Source organism: Ruminococcus sp. XPD3002, from assembly GCA_900119535.1.
Lineage (GTDB): Bacteria > Bacillota > Clostridia > Oscillospirales > Ruminococcaceae > Ruminococcus > Ruminococcus flavefaciens_H.
Map to the genome: position 1 here is coordinate 17808 of FPJT01000023.1, position 12149 is coordinate 29956.

The window sequence follows — 12149 nt, forward strand, 5'->3', positions numbered from 1 at the left end:
AATTTCAGCAGGGAGTGAATGGTTTGTGGATATAAGGCCCGGAGACATTTTAAAAATGAAGAAAAAGCACCCGTGCGGAGCTGATGAGATGCTCGTAATACGTTCGGGTATGGATTTCAGATTAAGATGTGTAGGCTGTTCCAGAGAATTCATGATCCCGCGGAATAAGATCGAGAAAAATATAAAAAGTGTTAGCAGAGAAGAAAAGGGATAGCAAGCTTGGTATATTCATTAATATACATACTTATAAGGAGTAGATCAGATGTTTGAAAAGCTTGCTTTAATGGAAGAAAAATACGAAGAAATAAGCAATCGATTATCGGATCCCGAGGTAGTTAACGATAACAGATTATATACTCAGCTTATGAAGGAGTTCAAGAACATGACTCCTATAATAGAAAAATATCGTGAATATAAAAAAGCACTTGCTTCATTTGAAGAAGCAAAGCAGATGCTTGAGGACGGTGGACTTGATAAGGATTTCAAGGAGCTTGCTCAGGCTGAATACGATGAGAATAAAGATGCTGTAGAACAATATACCCAGGAATTGAAAGTCCTTTTACTGCCAAAAGACCCCAACGATGATAAGAACGTTATCATCGAGATAAGAGGAGGCGCAGGCGGTGAAGAGGCTTCATTATTTGCCAATTCTCTGTATCGTATGTATACAATGTATGCTGAAGCCAAGGGCTGGAAACAGGAAGTGCTCAATGCTAATCCGACCGAACTTGGGGGATTCAAGGAAATAAGCTTCCTGATAGAGGGCGAAGGAGCATACTCACGATTAAAATATGAAAGCGGTGTTCACAGAGTACAGCGTGTTCCCGAGACCGAATCTCAGGGAAGGATACACACTTCAACTGTTACTGTTGCTGTACTTGTTGAGGCTGACGAAGTTGAACTCGAGATAAATCCTGCCGACCTGAAAATAGATTATTTCCGTGCAAGCGGTGCAGGCGGACAGCATATCAATAAGACTGAATCTGCGGTAAGAATAACATATCTGCCGACAAATGTTGTTGTTGAGTGTCAGGATGAAAGAAGTCAGCACAAAAATAAGGATAAGGCTATGAAGATACTCAGAAGCCGTATCTATGAAGCTCTTCAGGAGGAACAGTCCGCAAAGATAGCTTCTGAAAGAAAAATGCAGGTCGGTACCGGAGACCGTTCCGAGAGAATAAGGACGTACAATTTCCCACAGGGAAGACTTACCGATCACCGTATAGGACTGACTATTTACCGTCTTGAAGATATGATGAACGGAAACCTTGATGAGGTATTTGACGCTCTTGCTACTGCGGATCAGGCTGCGAAGCTTGCTGCTCAGGAGGGCTGATGCTATGGAGACATTATTGCTCGGCAGCTCTGAAGCAGAGCTTCAGATAGCTGCAAATATCCTTCATCAGGGCGAAATAATCGGAATACCGACAGAGACAGTTTACGGACTTGCAGCAGATGCATCAAACGAGGAAGCTGTAGCAAAGGTTTTTGCCGCCAAGGGCAGACCTGCCGATAATCCGCTCATAGTTCACTTATCTGATTTTTCACTTGCTGTGAACTATACTTCATATATTCCCAAGCTTGCATATAAGCTTGCGGAGCGTTTTTGTCCCGGACCGCTTACAATGGTCCTTCCTAAAAATGAAAAGATACCTATGATAACATCAGGCGGACTTGATACTGTAGGCATACGAGTGCCTTCTCACCCTGTAATGCACCGCTTTCTTGAGATTTCGGGACTGCCTGTTGCAGCTCCTTCTGCAAACAGATCGGGATATCCGAGTCCTACCTCAGCAGATCACGTTATGAGAGATATGGACGGGAAAATCTACGCAGTTGTTGATGGGGGAGAATCGGAATTCGGAGTTGAATCAACGGTTATTTCTTTTGACAGCGATAACAGTATCCGTATATTGAGACCGGGGTGTATTACAAGAGAGATGCTCCTCGAGATATGTCCTGATGTAGTCATTGATCCTGCGATACTCAACGATATCGCCGAGGGACAAAGACCGGCTTCTCCGGGTATGAAATATAAGCATTATTCCCCGAAAGCTGATATAATCATTATTGAAGGTACACTTGAACAATTCAAAGAGTATGTATCTGATAATTATGGCGACGGGGTGTATACTCTGATCTACGACACAGATGCGGAAGGTTTTCCTTTCAGATTCCTGACATACGGTAAAGACAGCTCAGAACAGGCACACTATATATTTTCAAAATTACGCGAACTTGACGACATTGGAGCTGAAAAGGTCTATGTCAGAGCTCCTTCAAAGGAAGGTGTAGGTCTCGCTGTCTATAACAGGCTTATCAGAGCCGCAGGATTTGAGGTGATAGCATTATGAATATACTTGAAGGTGTGATGGTCGTAGGACTTACAGGTCAGACAGGCGCAGGAAAAAGTACTGTTTCACGCGAATTTTCCGAAAACGGATTTGCAGTTATCGATGCTGATATCGTATCCCGCAAGGTAGTTGAAAAGGGAACACCGTGTCTTGCTGAGCTTTCAGATTTCTTCGGTGAAAACATCCTATGTCCAGACGGAGAGCTGGACAGAAAAGCTCTCGCCTCGATCGTCTTTACAGATAAAGCAAAGCTTGAAACTCTTAATACCATTATTTATCCGTATATCCTCAGGGAGATACTTCAGCAGATAAAAGCTTATTCTGCAAGCGGGGAAAAACTCATATTGCTTGACGCTCCTACTTTGTTTGAAAGCCATGCAGATGATTTCTGCGATTTGATCATATCTGTGCTTTCTGATGCCGAACTAAGAGAACAGCGTATCATAAAACGTGACGGACTTACTCACGAACAGGCTCTTGCGAGGATGAACTCGCAGCTTAATGAGGAATTTTTTGTATCTCACTCTGATTTTACGATCACAAATAATGACAGTATAGACAATCTCTGCTGTATTTCTAAAGAGGTGTCTGATAAGATAAAGCTTTTGTACAGAAATCGTAATGACTGCACTATAGAGGCGAAAAGCTGACGAAAGGAGTAATTATTAATGTCAGAAAAGAAAAACGCATCAAAGGAACTCAAAGAAAAGCTTTTCCTTAAGAGGAAAAACGGCTATTTCAGAACGTCAGATAAGGAAGTTGCTGACTGCGATAAATTTGCAGATAAGTACAAGACATTCCTTGATAAGGCAAAAACTGAAAGAGAAGCCGCTGCCGAGGCTATAGCTCTGCTTGAAAAGGCGGGATTTACTGAGTATAAAAAAGGCAGTAAGCTCAAAAAAGGCGACAAGATATACAGAAATAACAGAGGCAAGGCTGTGATCGCTGCGATCGTCGGAAGCGCTCCTATAAGTGAAGGTGTTCGCCTTTGCGCAGCTCACATTGATTCTCCTCGCCTTGATCTTAAGCAGAATCCGCTTTACGAGGATAATGAGCTTGCACTTTTCAAGACACACTACTATGGCGGTATCAAGAAGTATCAGTGGACTACTATACCTCTTGCTCTCCACGGTGTTATCGTAAAGGCAGACGGCACTAAGGTAACTGTTTCTATTGGTGAAGATGATAAGGATCCTGTATTCTGTGTTACGGATCTTCTTCCTCATCTCGCTACAGAGCAGATGACAAGAACCGCAACTAAAGTCATCCGCGGTGAAGACCTCAATCTTCTCATCGGTTCTCGTCCGTTTAAGGATGACGAAGCAAGTGAAGCTGTAAAGCTTGCTATAATGAATATACTTTTTGAGAAATACGGCATGACAGAGGCTGACTTTATCTCTTCAGAGCTTGAAGCTGTACCTGCATTCAAGTCCCGTGATGTCGGCTTTGACAGAAGTCTTATAGGCGGATACGGTCACGATGACAGATGCTGTTCTTTCCCTGCACTTATGGCTACTATCGACTGCAAGAAGCCTGTACATACAGTAGTAACAGTCCTTACAGATAAGGAAGAGACAGGAAGCGACGGAAATACAGGTCTCTGCTCATCATATCTCAAGTACTTCATTGAAGATATAGCCGAGGATCTCGGTTCAAACGGCAGGGATGTCCTTTCTGCATCTGAGTGCCTTTCTGCGGACGTAAATGCTGCATTTGATCCTAATTATCCGGAAGTAAACGAGCGAAACAACTGCGCTTACGTAAATAAGGGCGTTTGCATCACAAAGTATACAGGTGCCCGCGGTAAATCAGGCACATCTGATGCTTCAGCTGAGTTTGCAGGCAGAATCCGCAGATTAATGGACGCAAATAACGTTATCTGGCAGACCGGAGAGCTTGGAAAGGTAGATGCAGGAGGCGGCGGTACTGTTGCAGCTTACATAGCTAACCTCAATGTAGATACTATTGATATCGGAGTGCCTGTACTCTCTATGCATGCTCCTTTTGAGATAATCTCGAAGCTTGATCTTTACAGCGCATACAGAGCGTTTGCAGTATTTATGGCTGACTGACAATTCTTTAAAATTCTGAATCGTATTATTTCAAATGTCATTCCACATATGTTATAACTATCTGATTGTTAAATGTATATAATTATTTACACAGGTATTGCATACTTTTTGTTTTTATGTTATTATGTAATTACAGAGATAAACCTACTCCTATGGAGGTGTGTTAACATGAAAAAAAGTATATTGTTATTTATGACATCTGTGGCTATGGTATTATCCGCAGTACCATTCGGTGCTAATGCGGAGGACAATGATTCTGCTGAAAAGCAAGCGGAGTTCAGTATCACAGACGGAATCCTTACTTCTGTCAATCTCAACGGTGAAACTTCTGTAGTTATTCCTGATGATGTAATAACTATCGGTGCAGGTGCTTTTAGTGACTGCTCGGAACTGATGTCCGTAGTTTTCCCCGAGGGACTTGAAGAAATAGGCAAGAACGCCTTTGACAAATGTAACCTTAGTTCAGTAGAATTACCTGAAAGCCTTAAGGTTATAGGCAAGGATGCATTTGCTGAAAATACCGAGCTTAAAGAAATAACTATCCCGGAAGGTGTAATAAGATTTTTTGAACCGTTTGAAGGATGCACATCACTGAGTGACATTACATTCAAAAGAGAAGATGATAAGCTTGTAGACACTCTTCTGAGTTCCTATGGACCTGCTGAGGATGATGCACTTTACCTCGGACTTTTTGGAGATAATGTTTCTGAGGAACTTTGCAAGGTATTTGTACCCGATTCAGTTTATTGCCAGTATATTCAGGTTTTCCAGAATGAATGCAATGCGTTCTTTATCCCTGAAAGCATGAGAGACAAGTCGATTCTTGATGGTGACGTTAACGGTGACAATGATGTTTCCATTGCTGACGCAGTAAAACTTCAGAACTATCTTATCGGAAAGGATAGCGATATTCTCTGGTTCAATGCGGATCTTGTATCTGAATATCCTTATCTTAATTTTAAAGAAGGACGTATATCAGCATTTGATCTTATCGAACTGAAAAAGCTTGTTATCAACAAGGGTATAGAGTAAACAACATAAAAATATCGCCTGAGAGCAGAAATGTTCTCAGGCGTTGTTTTTTCATTAATAGAAAGTAGCAACTTCCTTTTCGGGAGCTTCAGAATCCTTGATATCGGTCACGATCAGAACAGGACCTTTACCCTTATACAGCTTATGACGCTGTACTTTTATTTTTGCTGTTACATATACCCAGTGCTTTTTCTGAGTAGGAGTAAATGTATCGTGCTGAGCTACCATCCAGCAGTACTGGATATCTTCAACGCAGCATGTCATTATATGACGTCCAAGAGCGAAGCAGCCTTCCGGAAACTTGGAATTGATAGCAGCTATCGCCTTGAATGAAACTGTTTTTCCGTCATACTTTTCGGGTTCTTCCATTATATCACGGTACCAAAGTGCGTAGTCCTCATCATTGATAACGATGTTTGCTGCTTCAACGTCAAAGGGCAGGGGATCCTCGATATCATCATAAGCAACTTGACCGTCAGTATATTCATAGCAGATATCTGTACGTCTGCTTACACCGCGGACAATTTTATGGAACTCATTAGGATCCATTGACTTCTCGAAGCGGTTGAATACTGCAAGCTCGCACATATTGAGCTTATCTACAACTAGATTACGCATATTAGCGTTGTACTGCATGAATGTAGTGGCATCAGCAAAGAACATAGTCTGATAGATCCCCCAGTTATCGGGCATGTTCTCAAAAAGGTCATTGACAGGCCACATTCCGTTATATTCGAGAACGATCCTTTCTGCCTTAGTCTCACGGACCAGCTTTTCAAGGTTAGCCTCTGTGAAATCCGATTTATCCTCGATAGTACGGAGAATTATACAGTCTTTTTTTGGAAATTTTGAAAAATCATATTCCTCAACACCTTCTTCACAAACGAGAAGGAGAGTTCGTTCACCTGTATTGAATCTTTTGTCCTCAAAGGTTTCCTGAATGAACTTAGTTTTACCTGATTCAAGGAAACCCAGGAACAGATAGACAGGAATGAATTCATCCTGATTATTAGGCATATTTTTCCTCCTTAATCAACGAGAAACAGCTTAGCTATAGCTTCTTCGTTAAGCTTTGAACCAATAACACATAAACGTCCCGTAGTTTCAGCACTTCCTGTACGAACATCAGGCACACCTGGAACATAGTCGAAATGGATCCACTGACCGTCCTCGCCTGCAACTATACCCTTTGCACGTAATACAAGTCCGAACTTCTCTTCATCACCGAGCGATTCAAGAGCAGCAGTAATAGCTTCCATAGTGTATGTTCTTGGAGTCTCCTTACCCCAGCTTGTGAATACTTCATCTGCATGGTGGTGATGATGTTCATGGTCATGATCGTGGCATCCGCATGTACAGTCAGGACCGTGATCATGGTGATGATGGTGTTCATGCTCCTCATCATCGTTATCGTGGTGATGATGGTGTTCGTGCTCTTCATCATCGTGATCGTGGTGGTGATGCTCGTGTTCCTCATCATCGTGATCGTGGTGGTGATGATGCTCGTGTTCTTCTTCAAGAAGTGACTTCAACTCATCACTTAATGTATTTTTCTGAGTCATTGCATCAACTATCTGAGCACCTGAAAGTTCATCCCATTCGGTTGTAACAATGGGAGCTTCCTTATTGAATTCTCTTATTCGCTGTACAGTATCGTTGAGCTGCTCCTGTGTAAGTCCGCTTGTATGGCTTAAAATAACGCAGCTTGCATATGTTATCTGGTTGTTGAAGAATTCACCGAAGTTTTTCTGGTACATCTTGCACTTCTTTGCGTCAACGATAGTAGTAAATCCGTCCAGCTCAACATCATGAGCATCGATATTTCTTACTGCATTTATAACGTCGCTGAGCTTTCCGACGCCTGAAGGTTCGATAAGTATACGGTCAGGCTTATATTCATCAAGCACCTTTACGAGTGCTTTTCCGAAATCACCAACAAGGCTGCAGCAAATGCATCCCGAGTTCATTTCTGTGATCTCTATTCCTGCGTCTTTGAGAAATCCGCCGTCGATACCTATCTGTCCGAATTCGTTTTCTATGAGAACGAGTTTCTCACCTTTATAGCCCTCTTTGATCAGTTTCTTTATAAGTGTAGTTTTACCTGCACCAAGAAATCCTGAAAAAATAGTGATCTTTGTCATTATTTATGCACTTCTTTCTTTAGTAATTTACCTTTATAGGCATCCAACTTATATTATATCACTTTTTTCTGATTAATGCAAGAGGTGAAAGGTGAGTAAAATGATCATTAATCTTTTTAGATGTTGCGCAGGTGCAATAAATTGACAAAACTGTAATAATATGATAAAATATTATGGAATGCATTATGCATAATTCTACACACGGAGGAATTTATGAATCTTAATGAACATTTACATGGTTTCACTGTTACACGTATAAGAAATATCAGCGAACTTGATGCTGAACTTATAGAAATGGTCCATGATAAGACAGGTGCAAAGCTTGCATGGATGAATAATAAAGAAGAGAACAAATTATTCTCGATAGCTTTCAAGACTTTGCCTTCGGACGATACAGGCGTATTTCATATCCTTGAACACTCAGTACTCTGCGGCTCTGAAAAATATCCTGTAAAGGAACCGTTTCTTGATCTGCTCAAGAGCTCGATGAACACTTTTCTCAACGCAATGACCTTTCCCGATAAGACTGTTTTTCCTGTTTCAAGCAGAAATGATACGGATTTCATGAATCTGACAAAGGTATACCTTGATGCCGTATTCAGACCTGATATCTACAGGAATCCCAGCATTTTCCGTCAGGAGGGCTGGCATATAGAAATGCGCAAGGAATCTGACGAACCTCTTTACAAGGGTGTAGTTTTCAATGAGATGAAGGGAGTTATGGATTCTGTTAACAACAGGATAGAGCTTGCTGTTCTGAGAGCTCTATATCCCGATAACTGCTATCACTGGGAGTCCGGTGGAGATCCTGTTTCAATACCCGATCTTACCTATGAGCAGTTCATCGAACATCACCGCACATTCTATCATCCTTCCAATTCATATATTTATCTTGACGGTCCTGTTGATATTGACAGTGTACTTGAACTGATCGACGGCGAGTATCTTTCAGGCTACGACAGAAATGATACTGTACATGATATCCCTATTCAGAAGCCTGTTCCGAATGCAGAGCACAAGGCTTATTACAGTATTTCTGCTGATGAATCAGAGGAGAAAAAGTCACATTACGTTTCAGCTAAGATACTTGCTGACTGGAGCGAACGTGAGAAGATATTCGCTTTACAGATAATTGCGTATGCACTTACAGGTACAAATGAGTCACCGCTAAAGCGCGCAGTTCTCGATTCAGGTCTTTGCCTTGATGTCAGCATGGATGTTCTTGACGGCATATCACAGCCTTATGGTATGCTTCATATCAGTAATACCAATCCCGATAATTTTGATACACTGAAGGACATCATTGATAATAAAGTGAAAGAGATAGTTTCTCAGGGCATAGACAGAAAGGATCTATCCGCAGCTATAAATCGTTTTGAATTCAGATTCCGTGAAGGTGACGAGCCTCAGGGACTCGAGAGGAATATAAACGCTTTGTCATCATGGCTTTACGGTGGAGATCCGCTTATGTATCTTTGTGCGGATGAGCTTTTTGCATCATTGAGAAGCAAGCTTGATACCGACTATTATGAGAAGCTTCTTGAAGAATGGATGATAGATAAGACAGGCACAGCTGTTGTACATATGCTTCCTTCAAAGACGTTAAGTACAGAAGAACGAGAGGATGAAAACAAGAGACTTCTCAATAGAATGGAAAAAATGTCCTCGGAAGAAAAGGCAGAAGTGATAAGGATCAATAAGCTTCTTGATGAGTGGCAGGAGAAGCCTGATGCTCCTGAAGATGTAGCGAAACTTCCAAAACTTCCGCTTTCTGAGGTTTCCGAAAAGCCTGTTATAACCCCGACATATGTTTCAGAAAAGGACGGCATAAGGATAATAAGACATCCTGCAAAAGAAAAAGGCATAATAACAGCATCCCTGTACTTCTCTGCTAACGATCTTACACCTGATGAGATATTTATGGCTGAGAGAATGTGTTCAGTCCTTAAAGAAATGCACACTGATAAGATGTCAGCAGCTGAGATACAGCGCAATATCACATCATTATTCGGTGGATTCGGCGGTTCAGCAAAGATATACAGCGGTAAGGAAGATAAGACCGTATGCTTCCCTTATATCAGTATTGGTATGCGCTTCCTGAGACACAATGCGGATGAAGCTCTTAAACTCGCTTCAGACCTTCTTACCGATCTTAAATTTGACGACACCGCAGCATTAAAGAAGAAGATAAAGCAGTCCTTTGAATACAGCAGAAAATCGGTTATTTCAAGCGGACACTCTTTTGCTGCCCTTCGTGCTAAAGCTCGGAATTCAGCAGAGGGTGCACTTAATGAGTATATCTCAGGATTCACCTGCGTTGAAAAGCTCCGTGATCTTTCACAGGGCATTGATGAAAATGCAGAAAAGGTACTTGCTGAGATGTCAGCGCTTTATAAAAAGCTGTTCTGCCGAAGCAGACTTACGGTAAGTATCACTTCAGATGACGAACATGATTTCTCTGCGCTTATCAATGCACTTCCTGTCGGTGAGGCGCCTGCTGCTGACGGTTTCACAATGAAATGCGATATTCCTGAAAATCAGGGTATAATTATTCCTTCGGGAGTCTCATATGCTTCGATAGCACTTAACGGAACAATTACCGAGCGTCCCGTATGGCAGGTACTTTCCAATATTATTTCGCTTGATTATCTCTGGAATGAGGTGCGTGTGAAGGGCGGTGCATATGGAGCCGGTTCACTTCTTGATGCTAACGGTACATTTGTATACTATTCATACCGTGATCCTGATCCTTGCAGAAGTATCGATACCTATAAATCTGCGGCTGATTATGTAAGGAAGTTCTGTACCGAAACCGATAATATAGACCAGTACATAATCAGTACAATTGCAAAGCAGGAACCGCTCTGCTCTGATGCAACATCTTCTTCGGCAGCTGATAGTCTGTATTTCCGTGGAATAACCGAAGATGAGCTTATTGCAAGACGTAAAACTATGCTTGCAATAAAGCCAGCCGATCTTCTTACACTTGCTGATAAGCTTGAAAACACAGGAAGCAAGTGTGTCATAGGCTCTGATGCAGCGATCGGAAACTGCAAAAAGCATGAATTAAGCGTGGTAACTCTGCCATGAATTCAGCGATGAATGATTTAAAAAAAGCAGTCTCATTCATTATTGCAGGTTTGTTGATAGCATGTACTTCATGCGGAAAAAATGATAAAAAAGCCAAAACTGAGAGCAATGTTGGTTCTTCGATAAGTACATCGGTAAGTACCGCTGAAACAAGCGGTACTTCCACCGTCTGTACAACGTCATCTGCGGTCACAACAGCGTCAGCCAAACCGAGAGAGCAGGGGATAAACGATATTGCCGAAGTTGCTCACAGTGACGGAGATTATCCTTCTCTTAACATAGCGAAGCTAAAAGATGCTCCTAATTATCGCTCGGCTGCGGTTTTGTCTGTAGATGACGGAAAAATGCTTTTCAGCGATGATATTCATACCCACACAGCTCCTGCAAGTCTTACAAAGCTCCTGACGGCTGCTACAGTTCTTAAGTATGTTGATACTGATGAGATATTTACAGTCGGAAGTGAGCAAGCACTTGTCAGTCCATATTCCAGTATGGCTTATATACAGCCGGGACAGCAGATATCTGTATATGATCTGATGACAGGTATGCTTATGGCATCGGGAAACGATGCTGCATACACTCTTGCAGTCTGTACCGCAAGGCAGAAATTTCCCGAAGAAGATTTATCCGATCAGGAAGCCGCGGACAGATTCTGTGAACTGATGAATGAAACAGCTGAAGAGATCGGTATGAAGGAAAGTCATTTTGTGACTCCCGACGGCTGGGACGATCCGGATCATTATACTACAGTAAACGATCTTCTTGTGCTTGCGGAATATGTTCTTAAAGTTCCTGAGATCAAGGAAATAACAGGTACTTTTACAAAAACTGTTAATGTAGCATCGGGTGACGAGTTTACATGGACGAATTCAAACTACCTTCTTGATCCTTCAAGTCCATATTACTGCGAATATGCTGTGGGAATGAAAACAGGCACTACACTCAGTGCGGGAAACTGCCTTATTGCGGCTATTGAAAAAAATGGTAAAACATACATAACAGCTGTTACAGGATGCGATACCGATGACAGCAGATATGTTCTTACTCTCAAACTGATAGATACATTTATATGAATAAAAAACCCGGAAACTTTAAGCCGTTTTGGCTCAATCCCGAATTTTGTGTAAACGCAAAACAGTGCATATTGAAAACATAGATTGATTATGATGAGACCGGCAGATGAGATGTCGGTCTTATCTGCATTGTAGCATGATCCTGTTCATCTGTCAAGAGGGGCTAGCCCCTCTTGACAGATGAACGCGCGCGCCGTCCTCACTCAGGCAGGCGTTCACCATAGTAGATGACCAGCTGGGCATAGATCCGGCTCCAGTCCTGCCGCCGGCCGGTCCATTTCTTCGTAATATCTTTCATCGCCAGATACAGCAGCTTGAACAGACTGTCATCAGTCGGGAAGACCGAGCGGGTCTTGGTCACCTTCCGAAGCTGACGATTGAAGCCCT

At 42.1% G+C, this 12149-nt stretch carries 10 protein-coding genes and 1 pseudogene; 8 read left to right on the forward strand and 3 right to left on the reverse strand.

The features are described 5' to 3' along the window. Positions 1-25: 25 nt before the first annotated feature. From BT127_RS14990 to BT127_RS15015, 6 genes are all read left to right on the forward strand, one after another. Positions 26-214 (forward strand): DUF951 domain-containing protein, encoded by a 189-nt coding sequence (locus BT127_RS14990; protein WP_075425776.1) that lies wholly within the window; start codon positions 26-28, stop codon positions 212-214. A 48-nt stretch (positions 215-262) separates the two neighbouring features. Continuing rightward, positions 263-1336, forward strand: a complete 1074-nt coding sequence (prfA, locus tag BT127_RS14995; RefSeq protein WP_075425777.1) for a peptide chain release factor 1 — start codon at positions 263-265, stop codon at positions 1334-1336. Between the two features lie 4 nt (positions 1337-1340). Further along, a complete protein-coding gene (locus tag BT127_RS15000; protein WP_075425778.1) occupies positions 1341-2354 on the forward strand; it encodes an L-threonylcarbamoyladenylate synthase in 1014 nt (337 codons plus the stop codon). Next, positions 2351-3004 carry a dephospho-CoA kinase gene (gene coaE, locus BT127_RS15005; protein WP_075425779.1) on the forward strand — a complete coding sequence of 218 codons (654 nt, stop codon included), beginning with the start codon at positions 2351-2353 and terminating at the stop codon, positions 3002-3004. The genes BT127_RS15000 and coaE overlap by 4 nt, the downstream gene beginning before the upstream one ends. A gap of 18 nt (positions 3005-3022) precedes the next feature. Continuing rightward, positions 3023-4426, forward strand: a complete 1404-nt coding sequence (locus tag BT127_RS15010) for an aminopeptidase (RefSeq protein ID WP_075425780.1) — start codon at positions 3023-3025, stop codon at positions 4424-4426. Positions 4427-4594: 168 nt separating this feature from the next. Continuing rightward, positions 4595-5458: a leucine-rich repeat protein gene (locus tag BT127_RS15015; RefSeq protein WP_075425781.1), complete on the forward strand. Its 864-nt coding sequence runs from the start codon at positions 4595-4597 to the stop codon at positions 5456-5458. A gap of 54 nt (positions 5459-5512) precedes the next feature. On the opposite strand, the gene BT127_RS15020 is transcribed toward BT127_RS15015, so the two are convergent. Together BT127_RS15020 and BT127_RS15025 are read right to left on the reverse strand one after the other, a co-directional pair. Beyond that, positions 5513-6475, reverse strand: coding sequence for a TIGR03943 family putative permease subunit (locus BT127_RS15020; protein ID WP_075425782.1), 963 nt, complete (start codon positions 6473-6475; stop codon positions 5513-5515). A gap of 11 nt (positions 6476-6486) precedes the next feature. After that, positions 6487-7599 carry a CobW family GTP-binding protein gene (locus BT127_RS15025; RefSeq protein ID WP_075425783.1) on the reverse strand — a complete coding sequence of 371 codons (1113 nt, stop codon included), beginning with the start codon at positions 7597-7599 and terminating at the stop codon, positions 6487-6489. A gap of 213 nt (positions 7600-7812) precedes the next feature. Between BT127_RS15025 and BT127_RS15030 the strand changes: the two genes are divergently transcribed. Beyond that, positions 7813-10689 carry an insulinase family protein gene (locus tag BT127_RS15030; RefSeq protein ID WP_075425784.1) on the forward strand — a complete coding sequence of 959 codons (2877 nt, stop codon included), beginning with the start codon at positions 7813-7815 and terminating at the stop codon, positions 10687-10689. A gap of 8 nt (positions 10690-10697) precedes the next feature. Beyond that, positions 10698-11762: a D-alanyl-D-alanine carboxypeptidase family protein gene (locus BT127_RS15035; protein ID WP_175541984.1), complete on the forward strand. Its 1065-nt coding sequence runs from the start codon at positions 10698-10700 to the stop codon at positions 11760-11762. Between the two features lie 199 nt (positions 11763-11961). Here BT127_RS15035 and BT127_RS15040 read toward each other — a convergent pair. Next, a pseudogene (locus tag BT127_RS15040) lies at positions 11962-12149 on the reverse strand (IS256 family transposase); the annotation flags it as partial.